Source organism: Paraburkholderia sp. D15 (assembly GCF_029910215.1).
Lineage (GTDB): Bacteria > Pseudomonadota > Gammaproteobacteria > Burkholderiales > Burkholderiaceae > Paraburkholderia.
On the sequence record NZ_CP110396.1, the window covers coordinates 55,636 to 72,467 of the forward strand.

The window sequence follows — 16,832 nt, forward strand, 5'->3', positions numbered from 1 at the left end:
TCTTACTTATCCACGACGAGATCGCTCAGCGGCTTGCTGCAACACAACAGCACCATGCCCTGATCGATTTCCCGCTGACGAATGCCGCCCGCGTGCTTCATCGCCACTTCGCCGGATACGAGTTTGACCTTGCAGGTGCCGCACATGCCTTGCGTGCACGACGCCGGCAAACGCACACCCGCCTTCTTCGCCGCGTCGAGCACGTGCTGGCCGCTACCGCATTCGATCTCGCGATGGCTTCTCGCGAAACTCACCTTGAAGCGGGTGCCAGTGTCGGTGCCGGTGTCGGTGTCGGCGGTCCCGGGTGCCGGCACCGGCACGTCCGCCACCCCAGGCTGCGGCGCGAATCCGGCCGCCTGTTCGCGCACTTGCGCGAAAGCCTCCGCGGCGACCGGCGCGAGTTGCAAGGCATCCGCGACGTGCGCGGTCGTCAATTGCGCGGCCACCTCGCTCACCGTCTCGAACGAAAAACTTTCCTCGTGATAGTGATGACGATCGAAGCCACCTTCATCGAGCAGCTTGCGCACCGCCTGCATATACGGCGCCGGGCCGCAGGTAAAAATCTCGCGCTCCAGAAAATCCGGCGCGATCAGCCTGAGCAGGGGCAGCGTCAGAAAACCGGTTACGCCATGCCAGTTCGTGCGCGCGCCCAGCCTTTCGCAGACGAAGGCCGTACGGAATTGCGCCTGGTTCGCCGCGATCAGATCGAGCTCGCGCGCGAAGATGATGTCGTCGGGCGTGCGCGCGCTGTGCACGAACACGATGTCGCTATCCTCGCCGAGTTCGTGATGCGCGCGGCTCATCGACATCAACGGCGTGATACCCGAACCCGCCGACAGAAACAGGAATTTGCGCGCCGGATGCCGCGCGCAGGTGAACTCGCCCGACGGCCCGAGCACGCGCACCTGCGAGCCGGCCTGCAGATTGTCGTGCAGCCAGTTCGACACCTTGCCGCCCGGCACGCGCTTCACGGTGATCGAAATCGTATGCGGCCGCGTGGGCGGCGACGAAATCGTGTAGCAGCGATTGATCGACTCGCCGTCGATCTCCAGCTCCAGCGTGATGAACTGTCCCGGCTCGAACACGAACGCGCGCTCGGACGGCGCACGAAAGAAAAAGCTCTTCACGTCGTGCGTTTCCTGACGCACGTGGCAGCACACCAGCGTGTCGTCGGCATCGCTGTCCCAGCGCGCCGGCAGCGCATCCCAGAAGCGCGGCTGGGTGACACGGTTCTCCGCGCGGTGGGGGGCTGGCTCGGCACCGGGCTGAAACGTCGCCTGATCGCGCATCATTGTTTTCTCCGCTCCTGGTTGCGGTGCGCTCAGCGCATGAAGGACACGACTTTCTCGCCGTGCTGAGCCGAGGTGGCCGACGCGTTCGCGCCGGCATCGTCGGTTTGCGGCGTATCGCCGTACTGCGCGAGACGGCCGATATACCACTCGCAGAACTTCTCGACGAGGCCTTCGGTGAACGGCGAATACGGACCCGGCTCGTACGCGCTGCTGGTCGCGCCGCGTTGCGAATACTCGACGAGCGCGCGGTCCTGATCGTTCGTCGCGCGCCAGACGGCGGTCAGGTTGTTGACGTCGTAATCGATGCCCTCGCGCGCCTCCTTGTGCACGAGCCACTTGGTGCGCACCAGCGTCTTGCCGGCCGACAGCGGGATCACCGAGAAGCTGACGATATGGTCGCTCATGAAGTGATGCCACGAATTCGGCTGGGTCCAGAACGATAGTCCGCCCAGGTCCGCCTGTTCGAAACCGCCGAGCAGTTTCCTCGACGCCACTTTCGCGTCGAGCGTCTGCGACTCGCCGTCGCGATCGAGCGGCAGGCGCTGGGTGCGAAAGCCCGTGACGAGATCGGCCAGCCGCTCGATTTCCGCCGACGGCAACTTCATCGCTTCCCACTGCGCGGTGCGGCGCGCGACGGTCGCCTCGAACGCGGCCATGCCTTCTTCATTGGCCGGCGTGCGCTGATAGCCGAAGCCGTACTCGTACAGCGAAATGGTCAGCTCCGGATGATTCGCGACGCAGTGATAGCACTCGCGGTTGTTCTCCATCGTGAGCTTCCAGTTGCCCTCTTCGACGATGTCGATCGACGCCGCGATCTTGCAGTTGGCCAGATCGTGCGGCAACAGATACGGCTCCATCGCGTCGCGCACCACGGAGAAATCGGCGGGCGGCGTGTCGGCGAGGCAGATGAAAATCAGACCGGCGAGATTCTGCACGTGCACCGATTTCAGGCTGTGCTTGCAGCGGTCGAACTGATCGCCCATGTGTTCGGCGAACATCAGGTCGCCGTTCAGGTTGTAGGTCCAGCTGTGATACGGACAGACGATATTGCCGAGCGAGCCCTTGTCGGTATTGCACAGACGCGCGCCGCGATGGCGGCACACGTTATGGAACGCGCGCACCTGCATATCGTCGTCACGCACGATCAGGATCGAATCGTGCCCCAGCTCCACGGTGATGTAGTCGCCCGGCTCCGGCACGTCCGGTTCCACCGCGACCTGGATCCAGTGCTGACGGAAAATCGCCTCCATGTCGAGCGCAAAAATGGCTTCGCTCGTATAGAACGGCGCTTCCAGCGTGTGATTCTTCTTGCGGCGTTCGATCATCGTGCGAACGTCTGCCGAAACTTTCATTGTGTGCTCCGTTGCATGTCACGTCTGGCGCCGCGCCAGGCCCTCCTGGTCGCATGCTGGCCCGAACCGGAAATCAATAATCCACGAGTTGATGCTCGCGCAAATACGCCAGAATCACTTGTGCTTTTTCGACGGAACTCCCTTCAATTACGACGCTGCCGCCGCGGCTCTCGGTCGTCGTGGCCGACAGCATGCGGGCGTGGCCCGAGCGCTTTTCGGCGGCGGCGAGGCGCACCGGCTTCGCGGTCGCGGGGCGGATCGTCCACGGCGTGCGGGCGGGTGCGGTTGCACCCGCATCGATCCTGGCGGGTGCGGCGGCTGCGGCGACTTCAGCAAGCGCGGCCGCCGGACGGATCGCGCCTTCGCGCAGCCGTGCATACGCGTAGGTCGGCGTCGCGTTGGCGAGCGGATGCACGGCGATCAACGCGGGCAGTCGCACTTCGACACGGCGGCGCAAACCCTTCGGCATGAACTGGCGGACTTCGGCGCAACCGTCGCGCAGCGTCACATCGACCGCCGCGCCGACCAGTGGCACGTCGAGCGCATGCGCCACCTGATACGGCAGCATGCCGCTGTCGAACGCACCCTCGGCGCGCGTACCCGTCAACACCAGGTCGTAGCCGCGCAGGCGAGCGGCGAGTAGCGGCGCGGCATCGCACGCCGAAGCGTCCGATATTGCGTCGTCGTTTGCGCCGGGCGCCGATAGCGGAATCACTTCCACCGCGCTTGCGCCGAGCGCCAGATACTCCTGCAACGCGGGATTCGACGAATCGCCCGCATGCAGCACGTCCAGCGTCGCGCGTTGCGTCTTCGCAAGCGAGAGCGCCAGCGTCAGCGCGGCACCATCGTTGCGGCTGTAGCGCGCGACTCCGCTGACCGGATGACGTCCCACGGAAACCAGCACGGCGATCTTCATGCGAGCGCTCCCTCGGCGACGGCGGTTGAATTCAGCAAGGCAGCGCCGGTGCCGCGCGCGCTGCGCGCCGCGGCTGCCGCTTCGGTCAGCGCCGCGATAGTTTCGCGCGCATCCGCGATCACCGTGAGGTTCGCGCGCCTGGCGATCGGCGCGCTGGCGTCGAGATTCACCGCGATCACGTGACGGCAATCCTTGATGCCCTGCAAATGCTGAACCGCGCCGGAAATGCCGAACGCGATATACACGCTCGCTTCGACGGTCTTGCCGGTCGCGCCGATCTGCTTGTCGCGGGTGAACTTGCCGTCGTCGACGGCGACGCGGCTCGCGCCGATCGCGGCACCGAGCGTCGACGCGAGGCGTTCGAACGCGGGCACGTCGCTCACGCCGTTGCCCGCCGAGACGATGAAATCCGCTTCCTCCAGCGCGACCTGGGCCGCGTCGATCTCCTCGATGCCGAGATCGCGCACGCTGCCTTTCGCGGCCGAGGCCGAGGCCGCGCCGTCGAAACGCCACACCACGCGCTCACCCGCGCCGACGAACGGCAGCTTCGGCTCGACCGCATTCGGCGCGAGCAGGACGACCTCGGGCAGCGAGCCCACGGCGAAGGCCGTATGGCCGCGGATGTAGCTGGCCACATGCGCCGCGTCCAGTTCGACCACGTGCGTGGCGACGCTCGCGCCAGCGGCAGCCGCGTAGCGCCGGCCAAGATCGCCGTCGCCGGTTGCGTTGTCGGGCAGGAACACATGCGCGGGCGCATAGGCCGCGACGACGGCGGTCAATGCGTTGAGTTCGTCGGCGGGCGCGAAGCCGCGGCGGTCGAACATCGGCAGTTCGATCAGCTTGTCGGCGCCGAGCGCGGCGGCGTCGCCGGTGAATTCGCCGAACACCAGCAGCACGACCTCGGTGACGGCATCCGCGATCAGCGCGGCGCCGGCGAGGGTCTGCCGCGCGTGATCGTCCAATGCGCCACGATCGGCGTGCGCGGCGACCAGCAGCACGCGTTGCGCGGCTTCGTGCGTGCGCTGGCCCTTCGCGTGTTCCCGATGCGCCGCGCCATGCGCGACGACATCCAGCGAATCCGCCAAGCCCGTCGAGCCCGTCACGCCCAGCGTGATGCGTTTGAGTCCCTCCGCCGTGATCGTGAACGGCCGGCGCGGATCGATTCGTTTGAGCGTTGTCATCCCGTTACTCCAGCGCTGCTGCAACCAGTTCGGCGACGTCCAGCACGTCCGGACGCGGCCCGACCACGCCTTCGAGCATCGCGGTGCAATTCGGACATCCCACCGCGACGATCTCGGCGCCCAGCGTGCGGGCATCGTCGATGCGGATATCGGGAATGCGCCGTTTGCCGGGGATATCGGTCAGCGGCGCACCGCCGCCACCGCCGCAGCAGCGTCCGCGCATGCCGTGCCGCTCCATTTCCACCACCTTGATGCCGATGCTCTTCAGCACGCGACGCGGCGCCTCGGTCTCGCCGTTATAGCGGCCCAGGTAACAGGGATCGTGATAGGTGATCTTGCGCTCGGCCAGCGCGGCGACCGCGCGCGGCGCCAGCTTGCCGCCCACGACCAGTTCGTCGATCAGCGCGGTGTGATGCAGAACCTCGTAGAAGCCGCCGAGCGCGCGGTACTCGTTGCGCAGGCTGTGCAGCACGTGCGGGTCCGCGGTAACGATACGGCCGAACGAGTACTGCGACAGCGTGCCGATCAGCTTGCGCGCGAGCTGCTGGAAGGTCGCCTCGTCGCCGAGACGGCGAGCCGTGTCGCCGGTGTCGGTTTCCACGCCGCCCAGTACCGCATAGTCGATGCCCGCGCGGTTCAGCACCTTCACCAGTGCGCGCAGCGTGCGCTGGTAACGCATGTCGAACGCCCCTTCGCCGGCGATCAGCAGCACCTCCACCGGACGGCCGGGCTGGGCCACCTGCACCTGCAGATCGACGGCCCAGTCGTAACGCGCGCCGATGTCGTAGCCGTTCGAGCTGCCGGTCTCGCGCAGATTCGCCAGCGTGAGCGGCCCCTTGCCCGGCACGCTGCCTTCCACCAGCGTCTGGTTGCGGCGCATGTCGACGATCGCGTCGACGTGCTCGATCAACATCGGGCACTCCTGCACGCAGGCGCGGCAGGTGGTGCACGACCATAGCGTGTCCGCCTCGATCAGCGCGGAAATCAGCGGCTTGCCCGGCGCACCCGCATGCTTGCCGACGGGAATGCCCGGTGTCGGACTGCCCGCGTACAGCGCATCCGTGCCGCCCACCATGCCGGTGACCAGATCCTGAATCAGCTTCTTCGGATTCAGCGGCTGACCGGCGGCGAACGCGGGACAGGCCGCCTCGCACTTGCCGCATTGCACGCACGCGTCGAAACTGAGCAACTGGTTCCAGCGGAATTCGACCGGCTTGCCGACGCCGTATTCCTTCGCATCGAGCACCGGCATTTTCAGCGCGGTCGGCGGCACGACGTCGTTGTCGCTGCGCCCGGCGAAGCGTTCCTGACGCGGATGGAACGCGAGGTGCAGCAGTCCCGCGAGCGCATGCTTCATCGGACCGCCGCGCGCCGCGCCGAACGTCATCGCGAACGCACCGCCCGCGATCAGCAACGCGACGATCACCGCGAGCGCGCCGGACATCGCGGCGGCCGGCAGCGCGATGAACAGCGCGAGCCCCAGCGCGAACGCGCCGAGCAGCAACGGCAACTGATCCCACGGGCCGCGCGAGAGCCGCGCCGGTACCGCTTTCGCGCCGTGCCGGCGGCGCCACACGAACACCGCGCCGGCCAGCATCACGAGTGCCGCGAGAAAGATCAGCCGGTCGAGCCACGGCGAGTAGATCGCGAGCCCGTAGTTGACGAACACCAGCGCCATCGCGAGAATCGCGCCGCCCGCCGTCGCCACGTGCGTTCTGGCGATGTACGGATCGCGCGCCACCACGTGGTGCAGATCGACGAAGTAGCGCTTCGGAATCGCCAGCAGATTGACCCAGCTGTACGCGCCGGCCGCCGTCGCGCGCCCTTCGCGCCAGTACGCCGCGCGTTTGACCAGCGCGAACGCCAGACCCGCCACCGACAACCACAGCAGGACGGTGATGACAAACACGGGGCTCATCGTCAGAAATCCTTGCAAAGGCGCAGCGCGTCGTAGATCGCGCCGTGAATGTTGTGCATGGAAATGCAGTCGCCGACGCGGAACAGCAGGAAGCGGCCATCACCGAGCGTTTCGCCGAGCGACGGTTGCGGTTCCGACGCGAACAGCTTGTGCACGTCCACCTGGCCCAGGTTCAGCGACTCCGGCTTGAGCTTCCAGTAGAGCTCGTCGTTCGGCGTGCTGCCGTTCTCGATCACCACCTGATCGACCGCGCGCTCTTCCTGCTCCTCGGTGTATTCGTTGCGCAGCACGGCAATCTTCCTGCCGTCCTCCTCGTACACCTTGTCGAGCCAGTAGTTCGGCGTATGGATCACGCCTAGCGCGTACAGCCGGCGATAGAAAATCGGGAACGTGGTGCCGCCGACATCGTCGGCCACCTTCACGTCCGGCGTCACGATCTCCACGTGCGAGCCGCGGCTCGACATGAAATCGGCGACGCCCGCGCCCGCATGCGTGCTGACGCCGTCGTACACCAGCACGTTCTTGCCGGGTTCGACCTTGCCGGACAGCACATCCCACGAACTCACCGCGAGCCCCGCATCCACGCCCCACGCCGCGACCTGCGACGTGAACGCCGAGCCGCCCGTCGCGAGCACGACGATGTCCGGCTTCTCGGCCATGATGGTTTTTTCATCGGCGGCGACACCGAGGCGACGATCCACGCCGAGGCGCTTCGTCTCCATGTCGAACCAGCGCACGATGCCCGCCATCTGCTCGCGCTGCGGCGCCTTCGCGGCCAGCATGATCTGGCCGCCCACGTAGTCGTTCTTCTCGAACAGCACCACGTCGTGACCGCGCGACTTCGCGACGCGCGCCGCCTCGAGTCCGGCCGGCCCCGCGCCGACCACCACGACCTTGCGCTTCGGACCCCGCGTCTTGGCGATCACGTGCGGCATGGTCGCCTCGCGCGAGGTCGCGGCGTTCTGCACGCACAGCACGTCCAGGCCGTTGTATTGCCGGTCGATGCAGTAGTTCGCGCCGACGCATTGCTTGATCTCGTCCTCGCGGCCATCGCGGATCTTGATGACCATATGCGGGTCGGCGATCTGCGCGCGCGTCATGCCGACCAGATCCACCATGCCGCTTGCCAGCAGCCGCTCGGCCTGGCCCGCGTCGCGAATGCTCTGCGCGTGCATGACCGGCAGTTTCACCACCGACTTGATGCCGGCCGCCAGATGCACGAACGGCTCGGGCGGCAAGGCCATCGGCGGCATGCAGTTGGCGAGCGTGTTGTGGGTATCCGCGCCGGAACCGATCACGCCGAGGTAATCGATCAGGCCGGTTTCGCTCATCGCCTGAGCGATCTCTTTCAGTTGCTCGTGGTCGAGACCGTCTTCATGGAATTCGTCGCCGCACATGCGCAGGCCGACGCAGAAGTCCGCGCCCACCGCCTCGCGTACCGCCTTCAGCACCTCGGTGCCGAAACGCAGACGGTTTTCCAGCGAGCCGCCCCATTCGTCGGTACGGAAGTTGGTGCGCGGGCTCCAGAACTGGTCGATCAGATGCTGGTGCGCGGCCGAAATCTCCACGCCGTCCATGCCCGCGTCCTTCACGCGTTTGGCCGCCGCGGCGAAGTCGCGGATGATGCGGCGGATCTCTTCCACTTCGATGATCTTCGCGTTGCCGCGGTGCACCGGTTCGCGCACGCCCGACGGCGACATCAGATGCGGCCAGTGCTCGCCGTGAAACGCCGAACGGCGCCCCATATGCGTGGCCTGGATCATGATCTTCGCGCCGTGCCGGTGCATCGCCTCGGCGAGCCGCGCGAGCGGATCGACGATCCTGTCGGTCGACAGATTGACCGACTTCCACCAGCCTTGCGGACTGTCGATCGATACCGGGCTCGACCCGCCGCAGACGGCGAGGCCGACGCCACCCTTGGCCTTCTCTTCGTAGTAACGGATATAACGGTCGCCGGGCAGGCCGCCGGGTTCCGCGTACACCTCCGCATGCGCCGTGCTGACGATGCGGTTGCGCAAGGTCAACTGGTTCAGCGTGAGAGGCTTGAAAAGGTTCGGGTAACGCATCGCGATCGACCTCGGAATGGATTGCTTGTTGTGCCGTGCCGTGCGCTAAGCCGCGTGCGGCGACACTTCGAACACACAGTGATCGTGGTGCTCGGCCGCGCACTGCGCCTCGCGCGAATGCGACGGCGGTCCCTTGCGCGCGCCTTGCGGCGCGGTGTCGTTGACCCAGTCCATCGCGCCCGCGAACCAGCCGGCGAACATGTAGCAGAGCTTGCCCTCCTTGCCCGGCTGCGCGAGCACGAACGACGAGTGATGCAGTTCGATGCGCGCATGCGAGGTGGACGGGTCGGCCTCGGTGATCGTGAAGATGCCCCAGCCGCGTTGCGACAAGCGCTTCAGGTAATGCTCGAACACCGCCATGCCGCTGATGCCGTGCTTGGCCGCTTCCTTGTCGCACCAGAAATACGCGGACTTGTAGCCGGCCTTGTAGAGAATCTCCGCATACGTATCGAGCCCGAGCGCTTCCTCGACCGCGGTGTGGTTGTTGGTGAAGAAGTGACGCGGCACGTACAGCATGGGCAGCGCGTCGGTGGTCCAGACGCCGGTGTCCGCATCGACGTCGATAGGCAGTTGCGGTTGCATGTGAGGGTTCCGTTTTTTTTGCGTGTGAGAGTGCGCTTCGAATGTCGTGCCCGGAAACGTCAGCCGTTCCAGACTTCGCCGAACACGCGTACCCAGTTCTCGCCCATGATTTTCCTGATGCGCGTCTCGCTCCAGCCGGCGCGTTCCATCGCGGCGGTGAGGTTCGGAAACTCGCCGATCGTGCGGATGCCTTCGGGATTCACGACCTTGCCGAAGTTCGTCAATTGACGGTAACGGCCCTTGTCGTGCGTGATCCAGTCGAAGAATTCGGTGCTGTAGCCCTGCGTGAAGTCCGTGCCGATGCCGACCTGATCCTCGCCGATCAGGTTCACCACGTATTCGATCGCCTCGATGTAATCGTCGACGGTGGCGTCCGGGCCGCGCTTGAGGAACGGCGCGAACATCGTCACGCCGACGAAACCGCCCGCGTCCGCGATCTCCTTCAGTTGCTCGTCGCTCTTGTTGCGCGGATGTTCCTTCAGCCCCGACGGGCAGCAGTGCGAGTAACACACCGGCTTGTTCGACGCGGCGATCGCCTCCGACGATGTCTTGCCGCCCACATGCGAGAGATCGACCATGATGCCGACGCGATTCATCTCCTGAATCACTTCGCGGCCGTAACCGGACAGGCCGCCGTCGCGCTCGTAGCAACCCGTGCCGACCAGGTTCTGCGTGTTGTAGCAAAGCTGCACCACGTTCACGCCGAGGTCCTTGAACGCTTCGATGTAGCCGAGGTTGTCCTCGAACGCATGCGCGTTCTGGAAGCCGAAGATGATGCCCGTCTTGTTCTCTTTCTTCGCGCGATGGATGTCGTCGGTGGTGCGCACCAGCGTCAGGATCTCGCCGTATTCGCGGATCTGCTGCTTCATCTCCGCGATGTTGTCGACGGTCTTCTGGAAACTCTCCCACACCGATACCGTGCAGTTGACCGCGGTCACGCCGCCCTTGCGCATGTCTTCGAACACCGAGCGCTCGAACTTGGAAATGTTCAGACCGTCGATGATGATGCTGTTGTCGTGCAATGTGCTCATCGTGTGCTCCAGGCGTGCTCAGTAGATGGGAAAGCGTTCGCACAGCGCGAAAATCTCGCGGCGCACGCGTTGTTCGGTGGCGGCGTCGCCTTCGGGGGACACGCGCAGCGATTCGAATACCTCGACGATCAGACGCCCGACCTCGCGGAACTCGCTCACGCCGAAACCGCGCGTGGTGCCGGCCGGCGTGCCGAGACGAATGCCCGAGGTGACCGTGGGCTTCTCGGTGTCGAACGGAATGCCGTTCTTGTTGCAGGTGATGCCCGCGCGTTCGAGCGCCTGTTCGACCTGATTGCCCTTGAGCCCCTTGGGCCGCAGATCGACCAGCAGCAGATGGTTGTCCGTGCCGCCCGTCACGAGATCGACGCCGCCCGCCTTGAGCACCTCGCCGAGCGCCTGCGCGTTGGCGAGCACGTTGTCGATATAGGTCTTGAAGCCCGGTTGCAGCGCTTCGCCGAAGGCGACCGCCTTGCCCGCGATCACGTGCATCAGCGGGCCGCCCTGCAAGCCGGGAAACACCGCCGAGTTGATCTTCTTCGCGATCTCCTCGTCGTTGGTCAGCACGAAACCGCCGCGCGGGCCGCGCAGGGTTTTGTGCGTGGTCGACGTCACGACGTGCGCATGCTCGACCGGATTCTGATGCCGGCCCGCCGCGATCACGCCGGCGATGTGCGCCATGTCGACCATCAGTTTCGCGCCGACGCTATCGGCGATGCCGCGCAAACGGGCGAAGTCGAGCGCGCGCGGATAGGCGGAGAAGCCGGCGATCAGCAAGGCCGGCTTGTGCTGCCGCGCCAGTTCCTCGATCTGTTCGTAGTCGATCAGCAGCGTGTCGCGCTTCACGCCGTACTGCACGGCGTTGAACCACTTGCCCGACAACGCCGGCTTCGCGCCGTGCGTGAGGTGGCCGCCCGCGTCGAGCGACATGCCGAGCACCGTGTCGCCCGGCTTGAGCAGCGCGAGCATCACCGCGCCGTTCGCCTGCGCGCCGGAATGCGGCTGCACGTTGGCGAATTTCGCGTTGAACAGCGTCTTGATGCGGTCGAGCGCGAGCGTTTCGATCACGTCCGCGTATTCGCAACCGCCGTAGTAACGCTTGCCCGGATACCCTTCCGCGTACTTGTTGGTCAGCACCGAACCCTGCGCTTCGAGCACCGCGCGCGACACGATGTTTTCCGACGCGATCAGCTCGACCTGCGATTGCTGGCGTTCGAGCTCTTTCAAAATAGCGCCGCGCACCGCCGCGTCGCGGGTGGCCAGCGATTCTTCGAAGAAGGGATTCGGGTTCGACATGGAAGGTCCGTGGGGTCGGTTAAGCCGCTTGAAGTTCGTTTGAAGTTCGCTTGAAGTCCGGTTTCAACCCGGCCAAAGCCGCCTGAAACGGGTTGACGAAAAAGGCCGTGAGCGCCGCCTGTCGCGGCATTCGCGCCGCGTAGCCCGCATCTGGCATTGCGTCTATTCTTGACGTTCGCCCCGCGCGTCAATTTATGAATTCAGACGCGTTCTTTGCCTTTTCCGCCATCGGCGTCCTTTTTCGACAAGTCGGCGGGCTTGCGTGGTGACGAACGCGCGCTGCTGCACTGCACCCGGACGTCATGCGCGCTTCCTGTGCGCGACGACCGCGCTCAGGCTCCGTTGTGGTGCCACGTTGACCGTTGATTCAGCGCGCCTGGCGGTAACCGAGGGTTTAGCCTGATGGCACGGTAGTTGCGCTAGTCCTCAGAATTGCAGCAGTCGCCGCTCCCCACGGCGACGCGACATTACAGATTCGAAGGAATCATTCCTCCCATGTCCACCGATCGCACGGCGTCGTTGTCGCACTTCGCATTCATGCCGCTCCCCAACTTCACGATGATCGCGTTCACCAATGCGATCGAAGTACTGCGCATGGCGAACTATCTGACGGGACAGACGCTGTACCGCTGGTCGATCGTGAGTCCCGACGGCGGTCCGGTCGCGGCGAGCAACGGCCTCTCGGTGGATACCGGTCCGGTCGAATGCGTCGGTCAGCCGGACATCGTGTTCGTGGTCGGCGGTATCGACGTGCAGCACGCGACCACGCCCGCCCATCTGTCCGCGCTGCGCCGTTTCGCGCGCATGGGCAGCGTGCTCGGCAGCCTGTGCACGGGCACCTATGCGCTGGCGCGCGCGGGACTGCTGGCCGGCTACGCGTGCGCGATTCACTGGGAGAACATGTCGGCGCTCAAGGAAGAGTTTCCCGATACGCGTTTTCTGAAAGAGCTGTTCGTGATCGATCGCGACCGCGTGACCTGCACCGGCGGCGTCGCGCCGCTCGACATGATGTTGAACCTGATCGCGCCGCGCGTCGGCACCGCGCGCGTCACGCAGATCGCCGAGCAGTTCATCGTCGAACATGTGCGCGATACCAGCGCGCAACAGAAAATGCCGCTGGTCGCGCGGCTCGGCTCGGCCAACAAGTCGCTGTTCGAAGTGATCTCGCTGATGGAGAACAACATCGAGGAGCCGTTGTCGCGCGAGGAACTCGCCCGTCTGGCCGGCATGTCGCAACGGCAATTGCAGCGGCTGTTCCGCGAACACCTGGGCATGACGCCGACGCACTACTATCTGACGCTGCGTCTGCGGCGCGCGCGTGAATTGCTGCTGCAGACCGATATGTCGATCATGCACATCACGATGGCGTGCGGCTTCCAGTCGGCCTGCCACTTCTCGAAGAGCTATCGCGATGCGTTCGGCACGGCACCCACGCGCGAGCGGCGCAAACAGGCGCCTTCGCTGGCGGTGGTGCCGGTAATGGCAGCTTGAGGCCAGGCTGCCGCGGCGAGGCTGAATGCCGCCACGCACATGACGCGGCTCGAATCATAAAAAACGCGTTGAACGGCATCCGTTCAACGCGTTTCGTTTTTCCACTGCCCCCACCTCTCAGGCTCCAGCTTCATTCGCCCATCAAGCCGCCTTCAACAACCCGTGCGGATCGATCACGAACTTGCGCGGCGCGCCGCCATCGAACTGCCGGTATCCTTCCGGCGCCTCGTCGAGCGACACCACGGTCACGTTGACGATATCCGCGATCGGCAGACGGTCCCACAGAATCGCCTGCATCAGGTTGTGGTTGTACTTCATCACCGGCGTCTGTCCGGTATGGAACGAATGCGACTTCGCCCAGCCGAGACCGAAGCGGATGCTCAGGCTGCCCTTGCGCGCGGCGGCATCGACGGCGCCCGGATCGTCCGTCACGTAAAGGCCGGGAATGCCGATCGCGCCGGCCGCGCGTGTAATCTCCATCAGCGAATTGAGCACCGTGGCCGGCGCCTCTTCCTGCGCACCGCTGCTGCCGTGGCCGTGCGCCTCGAAGCCGACGCAGTCCACCGCGCAATCCACCTCCGGCTTGCCGAGAATCTGTTCGATCTGCTCGCCGAGCGTCGCATCCTTCGAGAGGTCGATGGTCTGGAAGCCCATCTTGCGTGCGTGCGCAAGGCGCGCCTCGTTCATGTCGCCGACGATCGTGCAGGCCGCGCCCAGCAGCCGCGCGGAAGCGGCGGCCGCCATCCCGACCGGCCCCGCACCCGCGATATAGACGGTCGCGCCGGGCTTCACGCCGGCCATCACCGCGCCGTGATAACCGGTCGGCAAAATGTCGGACAGGCATGTGAGGTCGCGGATCTTCGCCATGGCCTGGGCGGGATCGGGAAATTTCAGCAGATTGAAATCGGCGTACGGCACCAGTACGTATTCGGCCTGGCCGCCGATCCAGCCGCCCATGTCGACGTAACCGTAAGCGCCACCCGCACGCGACGGATTCACGTTCAGACACACGCCGGTGTGCTGCGCCTTGCAGGTCGGACAGCGTCCGCAGGCCACGTTGAACGGCACCGACACGAGGTCGCCGATCTTCAGCGTTTCGACGTCGCGGCCCACTTCGATCACTTCGCCGGTGATTTCGTGGCCGAGCACGAGGCCGACTTCGGCGGTCGTGCGGCCGCGCACCATGTGCTGATCGGAGCCGCAGATATTGGTGCTCACCACTTTCAGAATCACGCCGTGACCGATCGCCCGGCCGCGAGGATCGACCATCTTCGGATAATCGATCGACTGCACTTCCACCTTGCCCTGCCCGAGATACACGACGCCGCGATTGCTGCTCATTTGTCCGTCTCCATGTCTTGTGAGCGGCGTGACGACTCCATGCGGCACGCCGTTCAACGAGCGTAGCGCCCGCCGGACAAACCGCCTGGTCCCAACGCGACACGAGTTTGGCCGGAACCGACACGCGCGGCGCGAGCCATGTCCACAGGCGTTCGGGTCGTTTTTTATTGATTGACCGTTCAATATAAAAAAACTAACATGCGCCTTCGCTTCGTCCTTTTGTTTCCTTTGCCAGCGCCATGCCCAAACTCGGAATGCGCGAAATCCGCCGCGCGCAACTGATCGACGCCACCCTGCTCACGATCGACCAGACCGGTCTCGCGGGCGCCACGCTCGCCTCGGTCGCGCAGCGCGCGAGCATTTCCACCGGCATCGTCAGCCACTATTTCGGTGACAAGGACGGCCTGCTCGAAGCCACCATGCGTCACGTGCTGCGTGATCTGTGGCAGGCCACCTCGCGCCGCCGCCGCGCCGCGAAAGCCGACCCGCGTTCGAAACTGCGTGCGGTGGTCGCGGCGAATTTCGACGCGCAACAGACCAGCGGCCCGGTGATGAAAACCTGGCTCGCGTTCTGGTCCGAGAGCATGCACAAGCCCGCGCTGCGGCGGCTGCAATACGTGAACACACGCCGGTTGAATTCGAATCTGTGCGCGGATTTTTCGAAGGCATTGCCGCGTCCGGCGGCCCGCCGCGCGGCGAGCGGACTGGCGGCGCTGATCGATGGCTTATGGCTGCGCGGCGCGCTGTCCGGCGAACCGTTCGACCCGAAGGCGGCGCTGCGCGTGGCCAACGACTACATCGACCTGGTGCTGGCCGCGCGCGGCGAGGCCGGTCCCTCTTCTGCAAGGAGCAAGTGATGACGGTATACGCTACGCAGCGTCTCTACATCGGTGGCGGCTATGTCGATGCCACGAGCGCGGAGACCTTCGAAACGCTCGACCCCGCGACCGGCGAAACGCTCGCCGTCGTGCAGCAGGCGAGCGCGGCGGACATCGACCGCGCGGTGCAGTCCGCGCGCGACGGTCAGCGCGAATGGGCCGCACTCACGGCCATGCAGCGCTCGCGCATTCTGCGCCGCGCGGTCGATCTGCTGCGCGAGCGCAACGACGAACTCGCCGCGCTCGAAACCCGCGACACCGGCAAGCCGATCGCCGAAACGCAGGCGGTGGACATCGTCACCGGCGCGGACGTGATCGAGTATTACGCGGGGCTCGCCACCGCGATCGAAGGCCAGCAGATTCCGTTGCGGCCCACGTCGTTCGTGTACACGCGGCGCGAACCGCTCGGCGTATGCGCGGGCATCGGCGCATGGAATTACCCGATCCAGATTGCCTGCTGGAAATCCGCACCGGCGCTCGCGGCCGGCAACGCGATGATCTTCAAGCCGAGCGAGATCACGCCGCTGTCGGCATTGAAGCTCGCCGAGATCTACACCGAGGCCGGCGTGCCGCCCGGCGTATTCAACGTCGTGCAGGGCGACGGCCGGGTCGGCGCGCTGCTGGCCGCGCATCCGGACATCGAGAAGATTTCGTTTACCGGCGGCGTGGAGACCGGCAAGAAAGTGATGTCGATGGCGGGCGCCTCGTCGCTGAAGGAAGTGACGATGGAGCTCGGCGGCAAATCTCCGCTCGTCGTGTTCGACGACGCCAACCTCGAACGCGCCGCCGACATCGCGATGAGCGCCAACTTCTTCAGCTCCGGCCAGGTCTGCACCAACGGCACGCGCGTGTTCGTGCAACGTAGCGTGATGGCGCGTTTCGAAGCGCAGCTGCTCGAACGCGTCGCGCGCATTCGCGTCGGTGCGCCGCACGATCCGCGCACCAACTTCGGCCCGCTCGTCAGCGCCGCGCAATTGCAGAAGGTGCTCGGCTACATCGAAAGCGGCGTGCAGGAAGGCGCGCGTCTGCTTGCGGGCGGCACGCGTCTCACCGACGGTCACTTCGCCCGTGGCCAGTACGTCGCGCCCACGGTGTTCGCCGATTGCCGCGACGAGATGCGCATCGTGCGCGAGGAAATCTTCGGGCCGGTGCTGAGTCTGCTCGCATTCGACAGCGAGGACGAAGCGATCGAACGGGCTAACGACACGGCGTACGGACTCGCCGCGGGCGTCGTCACCGAGAACCTGGCGCGCGCGCATCGCGTGATTCACCGGCTCGAAGCAGGCATCTGCTGGATCAACACGTGGGGCGAGTCGCCCGCGGAAATGCCGGTGGGCGGCTACAAACAGTCCGGCGTCGGCCGCGAGAACGGTCTCACCACGCTCGAACACTACACGCGCATCAAGTCCGTGCAGGTCGAACTCGGCCCGTATCAGCCGGTGTTCTGAACCGGCGCGCCGAACCGGTACGCTGAACCACGAGGAGAACCAC

13 protein-coding genes are annotated in these 16,832 nt (G+C 65.5%); 3 read left to right on the forward strand and 10 right to left on the reverse strand.

Annotated elements, in window-relative coordinates; translation table 11 throughout:
* Nucleotides 1-2 precede the first annotated feature (2 nt).
* From LFL96_RS19890 to LFL96_RS19930, 9 genes are all read right to left on the reverse strand, one after another.
* Nucleotides 3-1,292, reverse strand: a complete 1,290-nt coding sequence (locus tag LFL96_RS19890) for a hybrid-cluster NAD(P)-dependent oxidoreductase (RefSeq protein ID WP_281002430.1) — start codon at nt 1,290-1,292, stop codon at nt 3-5.
* Between the two features lie 29 nt (nt 1,293-1,321).
* Nucleotides 1,322-2,644 (reverse strand): aromatic ring-hydroxylating dioxygenase subunit alpha, encoded by a 1,323-nt coding sequence (locus tag LFL96_RS19895; protein WP_281002431.1) that lies wholly within the window; start codon nt 2,642-2,644, stop codon nt 1,322-1,324.
* Nucleotides 2,645-2,717: 73 nt separating this feature from the next.
* Nucleotides 2,718-3,560 (reverse strand): electron transfer flavoprotein subunit beta/FixA family protein, encoded by an 843-nt coding sequence (locus tag LFL96_RS19900; RefSeq protein ID WP_281002432.1) that lies wholly within the window; start codon nt 3,558-3,560, stop codon nt 2,718-2,720.
* On the reverse strand, nt 3,557-4,741 hold the full coding sequence (locus LFL96_RS19905; protein WP_281002433.1) for an electron transfer flavoprotein subunit alpha/FixB family protein: 1,185 nt from the start codon (nt 4,739-4,741) through the stop codon (nt 3,557-3,559). Before LFL96_RS19905 ends, LFL96_RS19900 begins: the two co-directional genes overlap by 4 nt.
* A gap of 4 nt (nt 4,742-4,745) precedes the next feature.
* Complete coding sequence (locus LFL96_RS19910; protein WP_281002434.1) at nt 4,746-6,659, reverse strand: (Fe-S)-binding protein; 1,914 nt, start codon at nt 6,657-6,659, stop codon at nt 4,746-4,748.
* Nucleotides 6,660-6,661: 2 nt separating this feature from the next.
* Nucleotides 6,662-8,725 (reverse strand): NADH:flavin oxidoreductase, encoded by a 2,064-nt coding sequence (locus tag LFL96_RS19915; RefSeq protein WP_281002435.1) that lies wholly within the window; start codon nt 8,723-8,725, stop codon nt 6,662-6,664.
* A 45-nt stretch (nt 8,726-8,770) separates the two neighbouring features.
* A complete protein-coding gene (locus LFL96_RS19920) occupies nt 8,771-9,307 on the reverse strand; it encodes a DUF5943 domain-containing protein (protein ID WP_281002436.1) in 537 nt (178 codons plus the stop codon).
* Nucleotides 9,308-9,366: 59 nt separating this feature from the next.
* Nucleotides 9,367-10,338 (reverse strand): dipeptidase, encoded by a 972-nt coding sequence (locus tag LFL96_RS19925; RefSeq protein ID WP_281002437.1) that lies wholly within the window; start codon nt 10,336-10,338, stop codon nt 9,367-9,369.
* An 18-nt stretch (nt 10,339-10,356) separates the two neighbouring features.
* Nucleotides 10,357-11,631, reverse strand: coding sequence for a serine hydroxymethyltransferase (locus LFL96_RS19930; protein ID WP_281002438.1), 1,275 nt, complete (start codon nt 11,629-11,631; stop codon nt 10,357-10,359).
* A 495-nt stretch (nt 11,632-12,126) separates the two neighbouring features.
* Between LFL96_RS19930 and LFL96_RS19935 the strand changes: the two genes are divergently transcribed.
* Nucleotides 12,127-13,122: a GlxA family transcriptional regulator gene (locus LFL96_RS19935; protein WP_281002439.1), complete on the forward strand. Its 996-nt coding sequence runs from the start codon at nt 12,127-12,129 to the stop codon at nt 13,120-13,122.
* Nucleotides 13,123-13,263: 141 nt separating this feature from the next.
* Here the strand turns inward: LFL96_RS19935 and fdhA are convergent, their stop codons facing one another.
* Nucleotides 13,264-14,463: a formaldehyde dehydrogenase, glutathione-independent gene (gene fdhA / locus LFL96_RS19940; protein WP_281002441.1), complete on the reverse strand. Its 1,200-nt coding sequence runs from the start codon at nt 14,461-14,463 to the stop codon at nt 13,264-13,266.
* A 239-nt stretch (nt 14,464-14,702) separates the two neighbouring features.
* Between fdhA and betI the strand changes: the two genes are divergently transcribed.
* The gene (gene betI, locus LFL96_RS19945; protein ID WP_281002442.1) at nt 14,703-15,320 is read left to right on the forward strand and encodes a transcriptional regulator BetI; all 618 of its coding nucleotides are present in this window, start codon (nt 14,703-14,705) and stop codon (nt 15,318-15,320) included.
* Nucleotides 15,320-16,789 (forward strand): betaine-aldehyde dehydrogenase, encoded by a 1,470-nt coding sequence (gene betB / locus LFL96_RS19950; RefSeq protein WP_281002443.1) that lies wholly within the window; start codon nt 15,320-15,322, stop codon nt 16,787-16,789. The genes betI and betB overlap by 1 nt, the downstream gene beginning before the upstream one ends.
* Nucleotides 16,790-16,832 lie beyond the last annotated feature (43 nt).

Excerpts from the sequence above, each read along its gene's own strand:
- LFL96_RS19890 (WP_281002430.1), bottom strand. The coding sequence starts at position 1,292 with ATGATGCGCGATCAGGCGACGTTTCAGCCCGGTGCCGAGCCAGCCCCC.
- LFL96_RS19895 (WP_281002431.1), bottom strand. The coding sequence starts at position 2,644 with ATGAAAGTTTCGGCAGACGTTCGCACGATGATCGAACGCCGCAAGAAG.
- LFL96_RS19900 (WP_281002432.1), bottom strand. The coding sequence starts at position 3,560 with ATGAAGATCGCCGTGCTGGTTTCCGTGGGACGTCATCCGGTCAGCGGA.
- LFL96_RS19905 (WP_281002433.1), bottom strand. The coding sequence starts at position 4,741 with ATGACAACGCTCAAACGAATCGATCCGCGCCGGCCGTTCACGATCACG.
- LFL96_RS19910 (WP_281002434.1), bottom strand. The coding sequence starts at position 6,659 with ATGAGCCCCGTGTTTGTCATCACCGTCCTGCTGTGGTTGTCGGTGGCG.
- LFL96_RS19915 (WP_281002435.1), bottom strand. The coding sequence starts at position 8,725 with ATGCGTTACCCGAACCTTTTCAAGCCTCTCACGCTGAACCAGTTGACC.
- LFL96_RS19920 (WP_281002436.1), bottom strand. The coding sequence starts at position 9,307 with ATGCAACCGCAACTGCCTATCGACGTCGATGCGGACACCGGCGTCTGG.
- LFL96_RS19925 (WP_281002437.1), bottom strand. The coding sequence starts at position 10,338 with ATGAGCACATTGCACGACAACAGCATCATCATCGACGGTCTGAACATT.
- LFL96_RS19930 (WP_281002438.1), bottom strand. The coding sequence starts at position 11,631 with ATGTCGAACCCGAATCCCTTCTTCGAAGAATCGCTGGCCACCCGCGAC.
- LFL96_RS19935 (WP_281002439.1), top strand. The coding sequence starts at position 12,127 with ATGTCCACCGATCGCACGGCGTCGTTGTCGCACTTCGCATTCATGCCG.
- fdhA (WP_281002441.1), bottom strand. The coding sequence starts at position 14,463 with ATGAGCAGCAATCGCGGCGTCGTGTATCTCGGGCAGGGCAAGGTGGAA.
- betI (WP_281002442.1), top strand. The coding sequence starts at position 14,703 with ATGCCCAAACTCGGAATGCGCGAAATCCGCCGCGCGCAACTGATCGAC.
- betB (WP_281002443.1), top strand. The coding sequence starts at position 15,320 with ATGACGGTATACGCTACGCAGCGTCTCTACATCGGTGGCGGCTATGTC.